Below are 18,533 nucleotides of genomic sequence, written 5' to 3'. Positions count from 1 at the left end.
CGGGTCTTTCCGGGGCGGATGATGCAGTGGCCTGCCGGGTTGTCGGATCTCTGCGACAATCGCGGCATTGGCCCAAATTCTAACGTATGCGCCGCTTTTCCACGACTGCCGAGCCCGCCCCCGCCGAGCCGGCCAATTCACTGTTCCAGGGTGCCGGTACGCGTCGCAGCGACTGGCAGACCGTCCGCAACCTGCTGCCCTACGTCTGGCATTACAAGTGGCGAGTGATGCTGGCGCTGACCTGCCTGGTGGCGGCGAAAGTCGCCAACCTCGGCGTGCCGGTGCTGATGAAGAAGCTGGTCGACAGCATGAACATCGCCCCTGGCAATCCAGCGGCGCTGCTGGTGGTGCCGGTGGGGCTGATCGTCGGCTACGGCTTGTTGCGGCTCTCGGGCACGCTGTTCACCGAGTTGCGCGAAATCCTCTTCTCGAAGGTCACGCAAAGCGCGGTGCGCGAGATTGCGCTGCAGGTGTTTCGTCATCTGCACGCGCTGTCGTTGCGCTTTCATCTGGAACGACAGACCGGCGGCATGAGCCGCGACATCGAGCGCGGCACGCGCGGCATCCAGTCACTGATCTCCTATTCGCTGTACAGCATCCTGCCCACGCTGGTGGAGATGTCGCTCGTGATCGGCTTCTTCGTCGTGCGCTACGACATCTGGTTTGCCGCGATCACGGTTTGCGCGCTGACTGGCTACATCATCTTCACGATCGTCGTCACCGAGTGGCGCACCCACTTCCGGCGCAAGATGAACGAGCTTGACTCGCGCGCCAACCAGAAGGCGATCGATTCGCTGCTGAATTTCGAGACCGTGAAGTACTTCGGCAACGAGGAGTACGAAGCGCGCCGGTATGACGAGAACCTGCGCACCTACCGCACGGCCGCGATTCGTTCGCAGAACTCGCTGTCGCTGCTGAACTTCGGCCAGCAGGCGATCATTGCCGTGGGCCTGATCCTGATCCTCTGGCGCGCCACGGTTGGCGTGGCTGCCGGCAAGCTCACGCTGGGCGACCTCGTGCTGGTCAACACGCTGATGATCCAGCTCTATATCCCGCTCAACTTCCTGGGCGTGATCTATCGCGAGATCAAGCAGGCAACCACGGACATGGACCGCATGTTCGTGCTGCTCGGCACGGAACAGGAGGTGGCCGATGCCCCCGACGCGCCTGTGCTGCGCGTCAACGGCGCCGAGGTGCGCTTCCGGCATGTCGGCTTTGGCTACGAGAAGAACCGCGTGATTCTCGATGATGTCGATTTCACGATCGCGGCGGGCACGACGACGGCTGTGGTCGGGCACAGCGGCTCCGGGAAATCGACGCTCGCGCGGCTGCTGTTCCGCTTCTACGATGTGACGCAGGGCAGCATCGAGGTCGATGGGCAGGATATCCGCAAGGTCCGCCAGACCAGCCTGCGCGCGTCGACCGGCATCGTGCCGCAGGACACCGTGCTGTTCAACGACAGCATCTACTACAACATCGCGTATGGCCGCCCGGAGGCCACGCACGAGGAAGTCATCGCCGCCGCGCGTGCCGCGCAGATCGACAGCTTTATCAGCGAACTGCCGCAAGGCTACGATACGCCGGTGGGCGAGCGCGGCCTGAAGCTGTCCGGCGGCGAGAAGCAGCGCGTGGCCATCGCGCGCACGCTGCTCAAGAATCCGCCGATCCTGGTGTTCGACGAAGCAACGTCGGCGCTGGACTCTCGCACCGAGCAGGCTATCCAGGCCGAACTGATGCGGCTTGCGCAGAACCGCACCACGCTGCTGATCGCGCACAGGCTTTCAACCGTGGTGCACGCTGACCAGATCCTGGTCATGGATCGCGGCCGAATCATCGAGCGCGGCACCCATGCCGAACTGATGCGCGCGAACGGCCACTACGCGGAGATGTGGCAGATCCAGGCGCGCAACGCCGCGCAGGGAGGGCCCGATGCCGATGCGCTGGCGATCGACGTGGGCGATGCCACGCAGGATGCATAGCGGAGTCGGGCGCCGGCACGCGGTTCGTGGCGATCGAAAACCGCATGGCCGGCGAGATGCGTCCGGGCGGAAATCGTTGCACAAATTCGCAATGATCTCGGAAACTTCTCAGTTTGATGGATCGTAGTTAAGACGCTCCCGAATTTGGCGATAGGGCGATATTCGTCGTCCAGTCTTCGACCTAGAGTCTCGGCGCCGGTTGATACCGGCGCTTTCCTTAACGACTCTAGGTCCGACCATGATTGCGAACCCCTTCCGCCAGGCCGCTATCTCCTCAGCGGTCTTCGCTGCACTTGTATCGGCAACTGGCAGTGCCGCGGCCGCCCGCCCGGCTACACCGGCAGACTGCCGGGATGTGGTGCCGTGGCGATTCACTGCCGCGTATCCTGCTGAAAGCTGTATCACGTATCGAGGCCGCGTCTGGTCCAATGACCGCCACGCCTACCCGGGGCAGTTCCCCGGCTTCCCGTACTCGGTATATCCCGGCGACAAACGTGGTCCGAGCGCCCAGTTGTGGTTCGAGCTGGGCGAGTACGTGGCGCCAAAGGCGAATCCTGACATCGAAGTGGCCGTTGCCGCGGGCCAGGACCCGCAGCCACGGGTTCATGTTGTCATTCCGTCCGCACGCACGAGTGTTCATTTCCTGGCCGTCCGGCCGGGCCAGCCTCGAAACGATGCGCGCCCGGCCGTGGAGGGGCAGGTCACGTTTCTTGACGTCATGGCAGAGCAGGCGTCGCAGCCTGGCCGCCTGGTACCGGTGCGGCTGCGTGCGCAGCGCAATACCACAGGTACCGGCTATGACGGTGCGCGTGTTCAGATGGATGGATCCGGCGGTCCCGCCGGCCCGGGCACGCTCGTGGTCTGGTATGAACCGGCCGACAATCAGGGGCTGCGTCCGGGGCAACGCTATCGCACGCCGGCCACGCAGCGGCTGCGTCTTGAGGCGATCGGCGGGGATCTCGCCGACCGGCCCGTGCTGCAGGCATTGACGCTGGGCGTTGACATCGTCCATCGCAGCGCACGTTCGGAGTCGATCGGATTTGACAAGGACAAGCGACGTGTCGTGCTGCCGCTGGCACCTGTCGGCAATCGTACGGCGTGGTATGCCACCACTTACGCCAACATGTCGGGCCCGGAGCAAGGCACGTCCGCTTGTCCTGCTGGCGGATTCGACAAATTTGCCGTGAAAGCCTTTGACGATCGCGGCGATGACACGGTACTCACGCTGCGCGCCTATCGTGCCGCGCAGGAGGATGCGACCGGCGAGCGTGTGGCGGCGTCGTGCCGGCTGCCGGGCCCTGGGGCCAATGGCATCGGCTTCCTTGTGCTGGAACTGCTGGACGAAGACAACCAGTCGCTGCGCGATCCTGCCGCCGCCATGCGGCTGCGCACTGTGCGGCCACACCAGGTCGCGTTGCGCAACGCTGAAGGTGCACTCGCCGATCAGGCGCATCGTGTCTTCAGCCTCGATGTGGATCTGCAGATTGAAGGCGGCACGAAGGCCCCCGACCCTGTGGACCCGGACGACCCCGTCACGCCGGCGGATCCGGAAACACCTGGCGGGTCGGAGCCGGCCGCCGAGCCGCGACGAGTCCACCTGGCGCCCGGTACTCGCCAGATCGGCGGCACGTACACGCGCGAAAGCGGCTACGCCCGGAACTTCAAGATCAGCGATCTGCGGCGAACAGGCACGGCAGGCAGCCTTTCGTATCTGAACTATGGCTATGCCGATATTCAGGCAGGCGCAGACGGGCACTACCGGTGCGCGGCAGGCGAGACCGATGCGTTCGCAGACTATGGCAAGCTGTTCATCGGCGTGGATTCGGTCGATCGGATCAGTGACAATTCGTCGCGCTCGCCGCTGCGCGGCAATTTCAATCAGCTGCGCAAACTCAAGCAGGCTTACCGCATGAAGACGCTGATCTCGATCGGTGGCGAGGGCAAGCATGCCGCTTTCGCCGTGGCTGCAAGTACAGCGGCGGGACGGAAGGCGCTGGCCGAAAGCTGCGTCGATCGCTATATCGCAGGCAACCTGCCGGCGATTCCGCGCAGCGCCGGCGGCAATGGCGTGGCGAAAGGGGTCTTCAATGGCATCAACCTCGAATGGCTGGCACCACGTACGGCCAATGTGCGCGAGGGCGCGGTGCAATCGATCGAGTGGAGCGACTATCTCGAACTCGTCAAGGCATTTCGCGATGCGATCGACACGGCGGGCGGCGATCACCTGTTGACGGCGAGCATGAACCCGGCCGAGGACTTCCCCGGTAGGAAGACGGCGATCGCCATTGCCTCCGAGCTCAACTGGATCAACGTGCATGCGTATGACTTCACCGTCGGTGCCGACGCGACGACTGGCCATGCCAGTGCAATCCGCGTGCCGAACGGGGCGACGCCGGGCAATGCGGCCGACATGCGTCACCGGAGCCTGACTGGCGTCATGCAGCGCGTGGGCGATGCCGGAGTGCCGGAAGTGAAACAGGTCTATGGCATACCGATGCATGGCCATGGCTGGACCGATGTTCAGCGAGGCCGGCAGAACGGGCTGCGGATGGATGGGCGCAGTGCCGCGAGCCGGTTCGGCAGCGATGTCAAGGACTACCGGGACATCAAGCGTCTGCGTGGCTATCGCAGCTACGTCGACACGACGTCAATGGGTGCGTTCCGCTACGATGGCTGGACGTTCTGGTCCTGGGACAGTCGCGCGGTCGTACAGCGCAAGGTCGACCTGATCCAGGAGCCAGGCAAGCTTGGCGGCGTATTCGCCAGCGATTTCTCGGGGGATGATAACGGCGAACTGCTGCGCGTCATGTCGACGCGTTACAGGCGCTAATCAGGCGGTAAGCCAGCCGAGTTGGTCGCCCCGGGAGCATGGGCGACCTGCGCTGCCGCTACGCGTAGTCCAGCGGCAGCGCCGTCGTGTACTTGATCTGCTCCATCGCAAAGCTCGAACTTACGTCGGCCAGCTCCGCGCCCTGGATCAGCTTCTTGTAGACGGCGTCATAGGCGGCGATATCGGGTACCACCACGCGCAGCAGGTAGTCGGTGTCGCCCGCCATCCGGTAGAACTCGGTGACCTCGGGAATCGTTGCCACCAGCCCGTGGAAGGCCTTCAGCCATTGCACGTTGTGCTGGCTCGTGCGGACCGAGACGAAGACGGTTACGCCGACATTCAGTTTGGCTGGGTCGAGCAGCGCAACGCGCTTGCGGATGACGCCGGATTCCTCCAGCTTTTGTACCCGCCGCCAGCAAGGCGTGGATGTCAGTCCGACCTGCTCGCCAATCTCGGCGACGGGCACGGTGGCATCCTCTTGCAGGATGCCGAGGATCTGGCGGTCATAGCGGTCCATGGGATCTCGCGGTCAAGGGTGAGAGCGCGCTGAACACCCGCCACCCGTGCGGTGCGAGTGTCAGCTTGTGACGGTGTCCACCAGCAGGTTGACGCCGGTGGAGATGCGGTCCGCTTCCACGCCGTAGATGTGCAGCGATACGGCCACCGCATCGCTGGCATTCCCGAGGGAGTGGATATGTTGCAGGCCCGCCGGGACGCTGAACGTGTCGCCGGCCTCGCGCGTTACGGCGCCAACTTGCGACGCCGTGCGGCTTGCCGGATCCCAGCGGTAGTGACGTTCGGCCAGCGTGCCGCGCAGCACGCGATAGGCGCACCAGGTGCGATGGCCGTGGACGGGGCTGAATTGTCCCGGGCGCCAGACCAGCACCATGACGGAAAAGCGCTCGAACGGATCGGCATGGACCAGATGGCGCGTGTACGTTTCCGGGCTGCCTTCCAGGGCACCCGGCGGCAGGCTGGCCAGCAGCGTCTCGGCATCGGGCAGGCTTGCGGCGACTTCCGCGGCAACCAGGCGCGCACTTTGAGCCAGGGTGGCTTCCATCCCGGCGGCGAACGGCGTCAGCAGCGACGGTTCCGGGGTGCCTGAACGGGCACAGAGGGCGGAGGTTTGCATGGCGAACTCGTATTGGTGGTGTTATGGCAGCCATCATAAGGGGGCCCTCCGAGCACAGACATGCAAATTTTGGTCTGGAATGGTTGGAAATTGTAATCCTGTTCTATTGGTTGCGAGCGTAAGGGAATAATTTTGCGCATCGTGCGCGAGGGTCGACGGCAGGCGATAATCCGCGCCATGGAAATCAAATGGCTTGAAGACTTCGTCAGCCTGGCCGAGACGCACAGCTTCTCGCGCTCGGCGGAGCTGCGGCACGTCACGCAGCCGGCGTTCTCGCGCCGGATCCAGTCGCTAGAGGCGTGGGTCGGCACCGAGTTGATCGACCGTTCGAGCTACCCGACCAGCCTGACGGCGGCCGGCAAGGTCTTTTACGAACAGGCACTGGCGATGCTGGCGCAAGTCAGCGAGACGCGGGCGCTGATGCGCGGCCAGCGGTCGGCGAACGCGCAGGTGCTGGAATTCGCGGTGCCGCATACGCTTTCGCTGACGTTCTTCCCCGAGTGGCTCAAGGCGGTGGAGCGCAAGGTCGGCACGCTGCCGTGCCGGCTGCGTGCGCTGAACGTCCATGATGCCGTGCTGATGCTCGTGGAAGGCGGGTGTGACCTCGTCATGGTCTACCACCATTCGCGCCAGGCCATCCAGCTCGATCCCGCCCACTACGACATGCTGGTGCTCGGCACCGAGCGCCTGTCGCCATACAGCGTGCCCGATCCGGCCGGCCGGCCACTGTTCCGTCTGCCCGGTACCGACAAGAAGCCGGTGCCGTACCTGAGCTACACGCCCAATGCGTTCCTGGGCCGCATGGTGGACATGCTGCTGGCCGAATCGACGGAAACGCTCAAGCTCGACAAGTGTTACGAGACCGATATGGCCGAGGCGCTCAAGGTCATGGCGCTGGCCGGTCACGGTATGGCGTTCCTGCCCGAGAGTGCGGTGCGCGAAGACGTGGCCGCCGGCCGGCTGGTGCGCGCCGACGCCGCGCGGGGCTTGCCCCAGTCGATCGACATGGAGATTCGGCTATATCGCGAGAGTCCGTCGGACAACGCCAACGACCGCCGCGGCGGCCAGCAGCGCCGCAAGCGGCAGCTTGTGGACAAGGTCTGGGCTGCGCTGACGGCTTGAGGCGCGTGATTCGATGCGACGGGGGTGCGATGGGACGCCATGAGATGCCACTTCGCTTCATTTTGATGGCGTCTTCAGGGGAGTTCGGGGGTCACTGATAAGGGTTATGCGGGACTTGCATAACCATGCGGGGGTGGATGACCAATCGGCATTGGATTCGGGTATGGGGCCACCGATATGCTCCCGGTCACCTTTACTCGGGACCCAACGATGTCTTCCGCAGCACCGACGCAAAACGTCTCCAATGCTCACGCCCTGCCTTCGTACCTGAACGCCGACAATCTCGGCCCGTGGGGCATCTACCTGCAGCAAGTCGACCGTGTCACGCCCTACCTGGGCTCGCTGGCACGCTGGGTGGAAACCCTGAAGCGCCCCAAGCGCGCGCTGGTCGTCGACGTCCCCATCGAACTCGACAACGGCACGATTGCCCACTTCGAGGGCTATCGCGTGCAGCACAACCTGTCGCGCGGCCCGGGCAAGGGCGGCATCCGTTTCCACCAGGACGTGACGCTGTCTGAAGTGATGGCGCTGTCTGCATGGATGTCGGTCAAGAACGCGGCCGTGAACGTGCCGTACGGCGGTGCCAAGGGCGGTATCCGCGTGGACCCGCGCACGCTGTCGCATGCGGAACTGGAACGCCTGACCCGCCGCTACACGAGCGAAATCAACCTCATCATCGGCCCGACCAAGGACATTCCGGCGCCGGACGTGAACACCAACGCCCAGGTCATGGCCTGGATGATGGACACGTACTCGATGAACTCGGGCAGCACGTCCACCGGCGTGGTGACCGGCAAGCCGATCTCGCTGGGCGGCTCGCTGGGCCGTCACGAAGCAACCGGCCGCGGCGTGTTCGTCGTTGGCTCGGAAGCTGCCCGCAATCTGGGCATGGACATCAAGGGTGCGCGCGTGGCCGTGCAGGGCTTCGGCAACGTTGGCGCCGTGGCTGCCAAGCTGTTCCAGGAGGCGGGCGCCAAGGTGGTGGCCGTGCAGGATCACCGCACCACGCTGTTCGACCCGGCTGGCCTGGACGTCCCGGCCATGATGGAATATTCCGCGCACAGCGGCACGATCGAAGGTTATCGCGCCGAAGTCATCTCGACCGAGCAGTTCTGGGAAGTCGACTGCGACATCCTGATCCCGGCCGCGCTGGAAGGCCAGCTCACGGCCAAGAACGCACCGAAGATCAAGGCGAAGCTCGTGATCGAGGGCGCCAACGGCCCGACCACGCCTGAAGCGGACGACATCCTGCGCGAGCGCAACATCCTCGTCTGCCCGGACGTGATCGCCAACGCCGGCGGCGTGACCGTGTCCTACTTCGAGTGGGTGCAGGATTTCTCTAGCTTCTTCTGGACCGAGGAGGAGATTAACGAGCGCCTGGTACGAATCATGCAAGAGGCATTCCGGGCAATCTGGCAAGTCGCCCTGGACAACAAGGTCACGCTGCGGACGGCTGCGTTTATCGTCGCCTGTACGCGCATCCTGCAGGCGCGCGAAATGCGCGGCCTGTACCCCTGATGAGACAGGGCTTGGGACGGAACGTGGATGCTGCGATGCAGCATGCCGTTCCGTTGCCTGGATGACATCAAGGCGCGGCGATCGGATTGTTCCGGTCGCCGCGTTTTTTTATCCCTGATGGCTCCGGTGCATTCGTTCTCACTTGTGTCTCGTTTTTGAGCTTTGTCGCGAATTCATGCCTTATTTCGCACCAATTAGGGGAAAACCCGATGTGCGGAGTGACGAGCTAGGCAATACTGTTTCGCCGGTGGGGCAATTGGTATGGCCCCGCCATTCTCTTCAAGGTCAAGGAGATGTTATGAATGTAGCCAAGCTGGCTGGCCTCATGATCGCCGCAGGCGTCCTGTGCAGTACCGCGCAGGCCGCCGAGCCGCTGACGGGCACGCTGCAGAAGATCAAGGATACGGGTGTCATCACGCTGGGCGTGCGGGATTCGTCGATTCCTTTCAACTACAACCTGGGCGGCGTGCGCCAGGTGGGCTATTCCTACGATATCAACATGAAGATCGTGGAAGCCATCAAGGATCAACTGAAGCTGCCGAATCTGCAGGTCAAGGAAATCCCGATCACGTCGCAGAACCGCATTACGCTGCTGCAGAACGGCACGATCGACATCGAGTGCGGCTCCACGACCAATAACCTGGAGCGCCAGAAGCAGGTCGGGTTCACCGACACCATCTTCATCATCGGCACGCGCATCATGGTGAAGAAGGACGGCGGCATCAAGGACTGGTCCGACCTGAAGGGCAAGAACGTGGTGACCACCGCTGGCACGACATCCGAGCGCCTGCTGCGCAAGATGAACGATGACCAGAAGCTGGGCATGAACATCATCAGCACCAAGGACCATGGCCAGTCGTTCCTGACGCTGGAATCGGGCCGTGCTGTGGCATTCATGATGGACGATGCGCTGCTCTATGGCGAGCGCGCCAAGGCCAAGAACCCGAACGACTGGATCGTGGTTGGCAAGCCGCAATCGCGTGAGGCCTATGGCTGCATGATCCGCAAGGATGACGCACCGTTCAAGAAGGTGTCCGATCACGTGATCGCCGGCCTGATGAAGGATGGCACGATCAACACCATGTACACGAAGTGGTTCATGCAACCGGTGCCGCCGAAGGGCCTGAACCTGGACTTCCCGCTGTCCGACGACATGAAGGCGCTCTTCAAGAATCCGAACGACAAGGCACTCGACTGATCCCAGAGATTTGAGCAGTGCGAAACGGAAGGAGCAGTCCTTCCGTTTCTTTTTGAGGACGCATCATGGATTACGCTTTTCACTGGGGAGTCTTCCTCGAACAGGCTGCCGCGAACGAGACGTACCTGGACTGGATGATTTCCGGTCTCAAGGTGACGATCGCGCTCGGCCTGACGTCGTGGATCATCGCTCTCGTCATCGGATCGGTGCTTGGCGTGCTGCGCACCGTGCCGAACAAGTGGCTGTCGGGGATTGCAGCCACCTACGTTGAAATCTTCCGGAATATTCCGCTGCTGGTGCAGCTGTTCATCTGGTACTTCGTCGGTCCCGAGCTGCTGCCGGGCGGCGAAGCCATCAAGCAGATGAATCCGTTCACGCAGCAGTTCCTGGCCGCCATGCTCTGCCTGGGCACGTTCACGGCGGCCCGGGTTTGCGAACAGGTGCGCTCGGGCATCAACTCGTTGCCGCGCGGCCAGAAGAACGCCGGCCTGGCCATGGGCTTCACGCTGTCGCAGACGTATCGCTTCGTGCTGCTGCCGATGGCGTTTCGCGTCATCGTGCCGCCGATCACGTCCGAATTCCTGAACATCTTCAAGAACTCGGCCGTGGCGTCGACGATCGGCCTGCTGGAACTGGCCGCACAGGGCCGCCAGCTGGTGGACTACACCGCGCGCCCGTATGAATCGTTCATCGCGGTTACGGTCCTGTACGCCCTCATCAACTTCACGGTGATGTTCCTGATGCGCTGGGTGGAACGCCGTACCCGCGTGCCGGGCTTTATCGGCAGCAAGTAAGGAGCTGACATGGCATACGAATTCGATTTCAGCTCGATCAACCCGTCCACGCTGCATGTGCTGGGCGAAGGCATGCTCGTTTCGGCCAAGATCACCGTGACCGCAGTGATCGTCGGCATCGTGTGGGGCACCATCCTGGCGATGATGCGCCTGTCGTCGATCAAGCCGCTGAACTGGTTTGCACAAGCGTATGTGACGCTCTTCCGGTCCATTCCGCTGGTGATGGTGCTGCTCTGGTTCTTCCTGATCATCCCGCAGTTGCTGCAGAAGACGTTCAACCTGTCGGCGGCGTCCGACCTGCGCATGACCTCCGCGCTGATCGCGTTCTCGCTGTTCGAAGCCGCGTATTACTCGGAGATCATCCGCGCCGGTATCCAGAGCGTGTCGCGCGGGCAGATGTTCGCGGCGCAGGCGCTGGGCATGACCTATGGCCAGACCATGCGCCTGGTGATCCTGCCGCAGGCGTTCCGCAACATGGTGCCGCTGCTGCTGACGCAGGGCATCATCCTGTTCCAGGATACGTCGCTGGTCTACGTGAGCGCGCTGGCGGACTTCTTCGGTCAGGCCTATGGCATTGGCGAGCGTGACGGCCGCATTGTCGAGATGCTGCTGTTCGCGGGCCTCGTGTACTTCATCATTTGTTTCTCCGCTTCGCTGCTGGTCAAGCGTTATCAGAAAAAGGTGGCCGTATGATCGAAATTAATAACGTTTCCAAGTGGTACGGCGCCTTCCAGGTGCTGACCGACTGCACGACCAAGGTCGCAAAGGGTGAAGTGGTGGTGGTGTGCGGCCCGTCCGGGTCGGGCAAGTCCACGCTGATCAAGACCGTGAATGCGCTCGAGCCGTTCCAGAAGGGCGACATCCTCGTTGACGGCACGTCGGTGGGCAATCCGAAGACCAACCTGCCCAAGCTGCGTTCGCGCGTGGGCATGGTGTTCCAGAACTTCGAACTGTTCCCGCACCTGTCGATTACCGAGAACCTGACGATCGCCCAGATGAAAGTGCTGGGCCGCTCGAAGGACGAGGCAACGGCCAAGGGCCTGAAGTACCTGGAGCGTGTGGGCCTCAAGAACCAGGCCGCGAAGTATCCGGGCCAGCTCTCGGGTGGTCAGCAGCAGCGTGTGGCAATCGCCCGCGCGCTGTCAATGGATCCGATCTGCATGCTGTTCGACGAACCGACCTCGGCGCTTGACCCCGAAATGGTCAACGAAGTGCTGGACGTGATGGTGCAGCTCGCGCAGGAAGGCATGACCATGATGTGCGTGACCCACGAGATGGGCTTCGCACGCAAGGTGGCCAACCGCGTGATCTTCATGGACGCCGGCAAGATCGTGGAAGACTGCGCCAAGGAAGAGTTCTTCGGCAACATCGATGCGCGCTCGGATCGCGCAAAGCAGTTCCTGTCGAAGATTTTGCATCATTGAAGCAAGCGGCGCGTGTCGGGGCTGTCGGTTGTTTGACGGCCGACGCCGCGAGTCACGCCCAAGTGCTATCAGGTAATAGTGTCTTGGCTCTCTCTCCCCTCATGGGGAGAGAGTGGGAGAGAGGGGTGGCTCAGCAAGGCGCCACATTCAGCGAAGCTGGCGGTTTGTTCCATTCCGTCAGCGTTTGATACCCTTGCCCTCTCCCTCAGCCCCTCTCCCGCGTAGCGGGAGAGGGGACCACACCACCGGCAATCCGCCGATCTCCCTCAAGTACAAGCCGTATTCGCCGCGTTCTTCGCCTGTACCTCAGGCGGAATCGGCACCGACCACGTCGTGGTCGGCCTGCCGTCCTCGAACATGATCAGCTCGCCCGGCTGGAACTGCGTCCACGTTTCGTTATCGGTCAGCGGTGCGGTGGCGATCACGGCCACGCGGTCGTCGGGAGTGGTGACCTGCGCGAAGTCGATCGACAGGTCGGCGTCGATCAGGTGCGCCTTCGAGAACGGCCACTGCCGCACGATGTAATACAGCCGCGTGGAGCAATGTGCGAACAGCGCCTGCCCGTTGCAGAGCAAGAAGTTGAACACCCCATGCAGCGTGATGTCGCGCGTGATGTCCGCGAGCGCATGGCCGAGTTCGTTGAGCGGCGGCTGCGAGCCCGGAAAACGCTTGCGCAGGCCCTGCATCAGTGTGCAAAACGCCAACTCGCTGTCGGTATCGCCCACCGGCTGGTAGACGCCGGACAGGAACGGCGTGAACCCGTGCAGGTCGCCGTTGTGGGCGAAGATCCAGTGCCGCCCCCACAGTTCCCGCATGAACGGATGGCAGTTCTCCAGCAGGACCGTGCCTTGCGTGGCCTTGCGGATATGCGAGATGACATTCTTCGACTTGATCGGATAACGCTTGATCAGGTCCGCCACCGGCGAAGTGCCGGCCGACTGGTTGTCGATGAACAGCCGGCAGGCCTTGTCCTCGAAGAATGCCACGCCGAAACCGTCGGCGTGATGGTCGGTCACGCCACCGCGGGCGGCGAAGCCGGTGAAGGAGAACGTCACGTCCGTGGGCGTGGCGCAGTTCATGCCTAGAAGCTGGCACATGGCAAGGGCACCGTGCGGCAGGGGGCTGCCGCTTTGCAATAGAATGCAGGCATTATCCTGCGCGTGCCGGGCGCTGCCAAGCGCGGCGGCGGTACGCGCCTCCCCGCGCAGTCATCCCTCCTTCCCAGCCATGAGTCAATACAAGATCGCTGTCATTCCCGGTGATGGAATCGGAACGGAAGTGATGCCAGAAGGCATTCGCGTGATGGACGCCGCCGCACGCCGCTTCGGCATCGACTTCCAGTGGGACCACTTCGATTTTTCCAGCTACGCGTACTACGAGCGCCACGGCAAGATGCTGCCGGACGACTGGTTCGACACGCTGGTCAAGTACGACGCGATCTACTTTGGCGCGGTGGGCTGGCCCGCGAAGATCGCCGACCATGTGTCGCTGTGGGGCTCGCTGCTGCAATTCCGGCGCTCGTTCGACCAGTACGTGAACCTGCGCCCGGTCCGGCTGATGCCCGGCATCAAGAGCCCGCTGGCCGACCGCAAGCCGGGCGACATCGATTTCTACGTGGTGCGCGAGAACACCGAGGGCGAGTATTCGAGCATCGGCGGCCGGATGTATCCCGGCACCGAGCGTGAAATCGTGGTGCAGGAAACAGTGATGAGCCGTCACGGCGTGGACCGCATCCTGAAGTTCGCGTTCGAACTGGCGCAGAAACGCCCAAAGAAGCACCTGACGTCGGCCACCAAGTCCAACGGCATCTCGATCACGATGCCGTACTGGGACGAGCGTGTGGAGGCAATGGCCGCCAACTACCCGGGGATGAAGGTCGACAAGTACCACATCGACATCCTGACCGCGCACTTCGTGCAGCACCCCGACTGGTTCGACGTGGTGGTGGCCAGCAACCTGTTCGGCGACATCCTGTCCGATCTTGGCCCGGCCTGCACGGGCACCATTGGCGTGGCGCCGTCGGGCAACATCAACCCGGACAAGGTCTACCCGAGCCTATTCGAGCCCGTGCACGGCTCCGCGCCCGACATCGCGGGCAAGGGCATCGCCAATCCGATCGGCCAGATCTGGTGCGGTGCAATGATGCTCGAGCACCTGGGGCACGCCGATGCCGGCGCAGCCGTGCTGCAGACGATCGAGCGGGTGCTGGCAGCAGGGCCGGGCCATGCGCCGCTGACGCGCGACATTGGCGGCACCGCTTCCACGGCCGATCTTGGCCAGGCCATTGCGGAGGCGCTGTGAACGCTCAGGTCGATCCCCGTACATTGCTGCTCGACAGCTTCCGCGCCGCCGTGGCGGCAGCCGATCCGCTCGAGATCGTGGCCGCCCACCTGCCGTCGCCGCATGCCGACGGCCGCACGCTGGTGGTGGGTGCCGGCAAGGCTGCGGCGTCGATGGCACTGGCCGTCGAGCGCGCCTACAAGGGCCGCGCCGCGCTGGAAGGCATCGTCGTGACGCGCTACGCGCACGGCCTGCCGACCGAGCAAATCCGCGTGATCGAAGCTGGCCACCCGGTACCCGACGAGGCAGGCGAGCAGGCCGCAGCGGACATCCTCGCGCGTGTGCAGTCGCTGGGCCCCGACGACAGGCTGATCGTGCTGGTTTCGGGCGGAGGGTCGAGCCTGCTGTCACTGCCGGCCGACGGCATCCCGATGGCCGACCTCAAGGCCACCACTCGGGAATTGCTGCGCTGCGGGGCGCCAATCACCGACATGAACATCGTGCGCAAGCACATCTCGCGTATCCAGGGCGGGCGCCTGGCGCAGGCCAGCCGTGCGCCAGTGACCACGCTGATCGTCTCGGACGTAGCCGGTGACGACCCGAGTGCCATTGCATCGGGCCCGACCGTGGCGGACCCGAGCACCTACGCCGATGCACTGGCGATTCTCAAACGCTATGGCGCCACGGTGCCAGCGTCGGTGCAGGGGCATCTGGAACGCGGTGCGCGCGGCGAGGTCGACGAGACCCCGAAGCCCGGCGACCCGCTGTTCATGCGTGTGGACAACCGCATGATCGCCACTGCCCACGACAGCCTGGAGGCAGCCGCGGCGGTATTTCGTCGCCATGGCATCGAGGCCGTCGTGCTGGGCGATACCGTGACCGGCGAGGCGCAGGAGGTGGCGCGCGTCTACGCGGCACTGGTGCGCGAAATTCGGGCGTACAATGCGCCGTTCTCCGCGCCGGTGGCGTTGATCTCGGGCGGTGAATGTACGGTCACTTTGCCGAGTGGCGCGTCCGGGGCAGCCCGCGGCGGGCGTTGTTCTGAATTCCTGCTGTCGCTGGCGATCGAAATCAGTGGAGCACCGAATGTCCACGCGATCGCCGCCGATACCGATGGCATCGACGGGTCCGAGGACAATGCCGGCGCGCTGCTGTCGCCCGATTCGCTCGCGCGGGCGGAAAGTGGCGGCGTATCGGCCCGGCAGAAGCTTGATGCCCACGACGCATGGGGCTTCTTCGACGCCGTTGGCGACCTCGTCGTGACAGGCCCGACACGTACCAATGTGAACGACTACCGCGCCATCCTGATTCTCTAGTTCTCCCCGTTTTCTCTCGTTTTCGCTCGTCCCCATGACCCAGAAGCTCACGATCACCCGCCCGGACGACTGGCACCTGCACCTGCGCGACGGCGCGGCGCTGGCAGCCGTGCTGCCCGATACGGCGCGCCAGTTCTCGCGCGCCATCATCATGCCGAACCTGAAGCCGCCCGTGACCACGGTGGAGCAGGCCAGTGCCTATCGCGCCCGCATCCTGGCCGCGCTGCCAGCCGGCATGGCCTTCGAGCCGCTGATGACGCTGTACCTGACCGACAACACGCCGCCCGAGGAGATCATCGCGGCACGCGCCAGCGGTTTTGTCCACGCGGTCAAGCTGTATCCGGCCGGCGCCACGACCAACAGCGACGCCGGTGTGACCGATATCGGCCGCTGCGCCGCCACGCTCGAAGCGATGCAGCGCGAGGGCCTGCCGCTGCTGGTGCACGGCGAGGTCACCGATGGCGACATCGATATCTTCGATCGCGAAGCGGTGTTTATCGATCGCGTGATGAAGCCGCTGCGCCGCGACTTCCCCGAACTGAAGGTAGTGTTCGAGCACATCACCACGCGTGATGCCGCACAGTACGTGGCCGAAGCAGAAGGCCCGGTTGGCGCGACGATCACCGCGCATCACCTGCTGTACAACCGCAACGCGATCTTCACCGGCGGCATCCGTCCGCATTACTACTGCCTGCCGGTGCTCAAGCGCGAAATTCACCGTGAAGCGCTGGTCAAGGCCGCCACTTCGGGCAGCCCGCGCTTCTTCCTCGGCACGGATAGCGCGCCGCATGCGCGCGGTCTCAAGGAGCATGCCTGCGGATGTGCCGGTTGCTACACGGCGCTGCATGCGATGGAGCTGTATGCCGAAGCGTTCGACGCAGCGGGCGCACTGGACAAGCTCGAGGCGTTCGCCAGCTTCAACGGTCCGGCGTTCTACGGCCTGCCGCGCAACACCGGCACGCTGACGCTGACGCGCGAAGACTGGGAACTGCCGGCCGAGCTGCCGTATGGCGACACCACGCTGGTGCCGCTCCGTGCCGGCGAGACACTGCGCTGGCGCGCGAGCTGATCCGCTTGCTGTCGGCGATCGACTGGACGCGGCCGTGGTTCCGGCCGTTCGCCGCGTCCGCTTCTCGCCTGCGTGGCGTGGATTTGCGCGAGGGGCTCAATGCGGCGGCCTCGGGCTGGCTTAATGCCCGGGGTTTGCCGCTGCGCTTTGTTCCGCAGGAAGATCTGCCTGAAGGCGTGGCCTACGAGGCCCACATCTTCGCCACCGGCCAGGTGCCAACGCGCGACAACCTGCACGACGCGTTCAACGCACTGATCTGGCTGCATTTCCCCGAGACCAAGCGGCTGCTCAACCGGCTGCAAGCCGAGGCCATTGCGCGCGATGGCGTGCAAGCCGTGCGCGGCGGCCTTCGTGATGCGGCGACGCTTTTCGACGAAAACGCGGTCATCCTCGTTTGTGAGGATCGGTCCATGGCCGATGCACTGTGTGGTTTTGCATGGCGCGAGCTGTTTATATCACGTCGTGATGCATGGGCCGAAGCCTGCATGGTGATGCCCTTTGGCCATGCGCTGCTGGAAAGGCTGGTGCGACCGTACAAATCCGTGACCGCTCACACATGGTGGATTTCCGCGTCCCCGGCCACGCCTTTGCACGTTCTCGACGGCATGCTGGCGGTGTCGTTGGCCGAGGCTGCTGAGCAGGGCCGGCTCAAGGGCGGCCGCAGTTTCGCGCCGCTGCCGGTGCTGGGCATACCGGACTGGTGCAACGAAAATGCCGATCCCGGCTTCTATGACGATGCCAGCGTGTTCCGTCCCGGACGCCGGGATACCGGTGCCGAGGCCTTGGCAGGCTGACCGGCGAACGCATCGGTGTTAGACTGCGGCCCGCAAAGCAGGACAGACAACCGCTGCTTGCATCGCAAGATGCAAGGGGAGGAAAGTCCGGACTCCACAGGGCAGGGTGTTGGCTAACAGCCATCCACGGCAACGTGCGGAATAGGGCCACAGAGACGAGTCTTGCCGCCGGCTTCGGCTGGCGGGAAGGGTGAAACGCGGTAACCTCCACCTGGAGCAATCCCAAATAGGCAGACGATGAAGCGGCCCGCCGAGTCTGCGGGTAGGGAGCTGGAGCCGGCCGGTAACGGTCGGCCTAGAGGAATGGTTGTCACGCCCCAAGGGCCGCAAGGCACGCGGGGTGCACAGAATCCGGCTTATCGGCCTGCTTTGCTTCAGATTTCAGATACAAAAACGCCCGGCATTGCACCGGGCGTTTTTGTTTTGGGCTGCTCTCAGGGGGCGTCTCAGCCCTCGACGATTTCCATCGTGTGGGTGATCTCGGCCGTCTTGGCCAGCATGATCGAGGCCGAGCAGTACTTCTCGTGCGACAGCTCGATGGCCCGTTCCACCTTGGCCGGGTCCAGGTTGCGGCCCGTCACGGTGAAGTGGAAGTTGATCTTCGTGAAGACCTTCGGCTCTGTCTCGGCGCGCTCGGCTTCCAGCTTGACCGTACAGCCGCGCACATCCTGGCGGCCGCGCTTGAGGATCAGCACCACGTCATAAGCCGTGCAGCCGCCGGTGCCCAGCAGCACCATTTCCATCGGACGCGGCGCAAGATTATTACCGCCACCATCGGGGGCGCCATCCATGGCCACGATGTGTCCGCTGCCCGTCTGGGCCACGAAGCTCATGCCTTCCGGGCCCATCCATGTCACTTTGCATTCCATCTTTTTCGTTCCTCGGTTCCTGATTGTCTGTGGCCGCGCCGCACCGCGCGATCACGCACCTTGCATTTCGTCAGTATATGACATCGAAGGGATGGCTCCTGGGTGCGGGATTACCCTCATATTTCCGAGGGTCTCCTCTAAAGCGACGTCTCGGATCCATCGGTATGTTTGGTTTAAATATTTGTTTTTAAAGGAAAAAACATCTTTA

General features: G+C 63.6%; 16 protein-coding genes and 1 other RNA gene. 13 read left to right on the top strand and 4 right to left on the bottom strand.

From position 1 onward, the window contains the following. Nucleotides 1-86 precede the first annotated feature (86 nt). Together B552_RS0100765 and B552_RS0100760 are read left to right on the top strand one after the other, a co-directional pair. Nucleotides 87-1,979 (top strand): ABC transporter ATP-binding protein/permease, encoded by a 1,893-nt coding sequence (locus B552_RS0100765; RefSeq protein ID WP_019447078.1) that lies wholly within the window; start codon nt 87-89, stop codon nt 1,977-1,979. 238 nt (nt 1,980-2,217) lie between these two features. After that, nucleotides 2,218-4,809: a glycosyl hydrolase family 18 protein gene (locus B552_RS0100760; RefSeq protein ID WP_083860199.1), complete on the top strand. Its 2,592-nt coding sequence runs from the start codon at nt 2,218-2,220 to the stop codon at nt 4,807-4,809. A gap of 58 nt (nt 4,810-4,867) precedes the next feature. On the opposite strand, the gene B552_RS0100755 is transcribed toward B552_RS0100760, so the two are convergent. Together B552_RS0100755 and B552_RS0100750 are read right to left on the bottom strand one after the other, a co-directional pair. Continuing rightward, nucleotides 4,868-5,326 (bottom strand): Lrp/AsnC family transcriptional regulator, encoded by a 459-nt coding sequence (locus B552_RS0100755; protein ID WP_019447076.1) that lies wholly within the window; start codon nt 5,324-5,326, stop codon nt 4,868-4,870. A gap of 60 nt (nt 5,327-5,386) precedes the next feature. Then, on the bottom strand, nt 5,387-5,941 hold the full coding sequence (locus B552_RS0100750; RefSeq protein WP_019447075.1) for a cysteine dioxygenase family protein: 555 nt from the start codon (nt 5,939-5,941) through the stop codon (nt 5,387-5,389). Between the two features lie 177 nt (nt 5,942-6,118). Between B552_RS0100750 and B552_RS0100745 the strand changes: the two genes are divergently transcribed. From B552_RS0100745 to B552_RS0100720, 6 genes are all read left to right on the top strand, one after another. Then, the gene (locus tag B552_RS0100745) at nt 6,119-7,063 is read left to right on the top strand and encodes a LysR family transcriptional regulator (RefSeq protein ID WP_026035160.1); all 945 of its coding nucleotides are present in this window, start codon (nt 6,119-6,121) and stop codon (nt 7,061-7,063) included. Nucleotides 7,064-7,273: 210 nt separating this feature from the next. Then, nucleotides 7,274-8,581 (top strand): Glu/Leu/Phe/Val dehydrogenase, encoded by a 1,308-nt coding sequence (locus tag B552_RS0100740; RefSeq protein ID WP_019447073.1) that lies wholly within the window; start codon nt 7,274-7,276, stop codon nt 8,579-8,581. Between the two features lie 298 nt (nt 8,582-8,879). Further along, the gene (locus tag B552_RS0100735; protein ID WP_019447072.1) at nt 8,880-9,779 is read left to right on the top strand and encodes a glutamate/aspartate ABC transporter substrate-binding protein; all 900 of its coding nucleotides are present in this window, start codon (nt 8,880-8,882) and stop codon (nt 9,777-9,779) included. Nucleotides 9,780-9,844: 65 nt separating this feature from the next. Further along, nucleotides 9,845-10,573 carry an amino acid ABC transporter permease gene (locus B552_RS0100730; RefSeq protein ID WP_019447071.1) on the top strand — a complete coding sequence of 243 codons (729 nt, stop codon included), beginning with the start codon at nt 9,845-9,847 and terminating at the stop codon, nt 10,571-10,573. A gap of 9 nt (nt 10,574-10,582) precedes the next feature. Continuing rightward, complete coding sequence (gene gltK, locus B552_RS0100725; protein ID WP_019447070.1) at nt 10,583-11,266, top strand: glutamate/aspartate ABC transporter permease GltK; 684 nt, start codon at nt 10,583-10,585, stop codon at nt 11,264-11,266. Beyond that, nucleotides 11,263-11,997 (top strand): amino acid ABC transporter ATP-binding protein, encoded by a 735-nt coding sequence (locus B552_RS0100720; RefSeq protein WP_019447069.1) that lies wholly within the window; start codon nt 11,263-11,265, stop codon nt 11,995-11,997. The genes gltK and B552_RS0100720 overlap by 4 nt, the downstream gene beginning before the upstream one ends. 266 nt (nt 11,998-12,263) lie before the next feature. On the opposite strand, the gene B552_RS0100715 is transcribed toward B552_RS0100720, so the two are convergent. Next, a complete protein-coding gene (locus B552_RS0100715) occupies nt 12,264-13,094 on the bottom strand; it encodes a class II glutamine amidotransferase (RefSeq protein WP_026035159.1) in 831 nt (276 codons plus the stop codon). Nucleotides 13,095-13,224: 130 nt separating this feature from the next. Here B552_RS0100715 and B552_RS0100710 point away from each other — a divergent pair, with 130 nt between their 5' ends. The 5 genes from B552_RS0100710 to rnpB all read left to right on the top strand — a co-directional run bounded on the left by B552_RS0100710 (nt 13,225) and on the right by rnpB (nt 17,831). Further along, nucleotides 13,225-14,298, top strand: coding sequence for a tartrate dehydrogenase (locus B552_RS0100710; protein WP_019447067.1), 1,074 nt, complete (start codon nt 13,225-13,227; stop codon nt 14,296-14,298). Further along, nucleotides 14,295-15,593: a glycerate kinase gene (locus B552_RS0100705; protein ID WP_026035158.1), complete on the top strand. Its 1,299-nt coding sequence runs from the start codon at nt 14,295-14,297 to the stop codon at nt 15,591-15,593. The genes B552_RS0100710 and B552_RS0100705 overlap by 4 nt, the downstream gene beginning before the upstream one ends. Before the next feature lie 34 nt (nt 15,594-15,627). Further along, the gene (gene pyrC, locus B552_RS0100700) at nt 15,628-16,662 is read left to right on the top strand and encodes a dihydroorotase (RefSeq protein ID WP_019447065.1); all 1,035 of its coding nucleotides are present in this window, start codon (nt 15,628-15,630) and stop codon (nt 16,660-16,662) included. A gap of 5 nt (nt 16,663-16,667) precedes the next feature. Next, the gene (locus B552_RS0100695; RefSeq protein ID WP_019447064.1) at nt 16,668-17,456 is read left to right on the top strand and encodes a DUF3025 domain-containing protein; all 789 of its coding nucleotides are present in this window, start codon (nt 16,668-16,670) and stop codon (nt 17,454-17,456) included. A 34-nt stretch (nt 17,457-17,490) separates the two neighbouring features. Beyond that, an RNA gene (rnpB, locus tag B552_RS28045) (RNase P RNA component class A) lies at nt 17,491-17,831 on the top strand. Between the two features lie 71 nt (nt 17,832-17,902). On the opposite strand, the gene B552_RS0100690 is transcribed toward rnpB, so the two are convergent. Next, nucleotides 17,903-18,325, bottom strand: coding sequence for an OsmC family protein (locus tag B552_RS0100690; protein ID WP_019447063.1), 423 nt, complete (start codon nt 18,323-18,325; stop codon nt 17,903-17,905). Nucleotides 18,326-18,533 lie beyond the last annotated feature (208 nt).

This window comes from Cupriavidus sp. BIS7, assembly GCF_000292345.1.
Classification (GTDB): domain Bacteria; phylum Pseudomonadota; class Gammaproteobacteria; order Burkholderiales; family Burkholderiaceae; genus Cupriavidus.
Note: the sequence above shows the minus strand (reverse complement) of the source record. Positions and strands in the feature narration are given on the sequence as shown.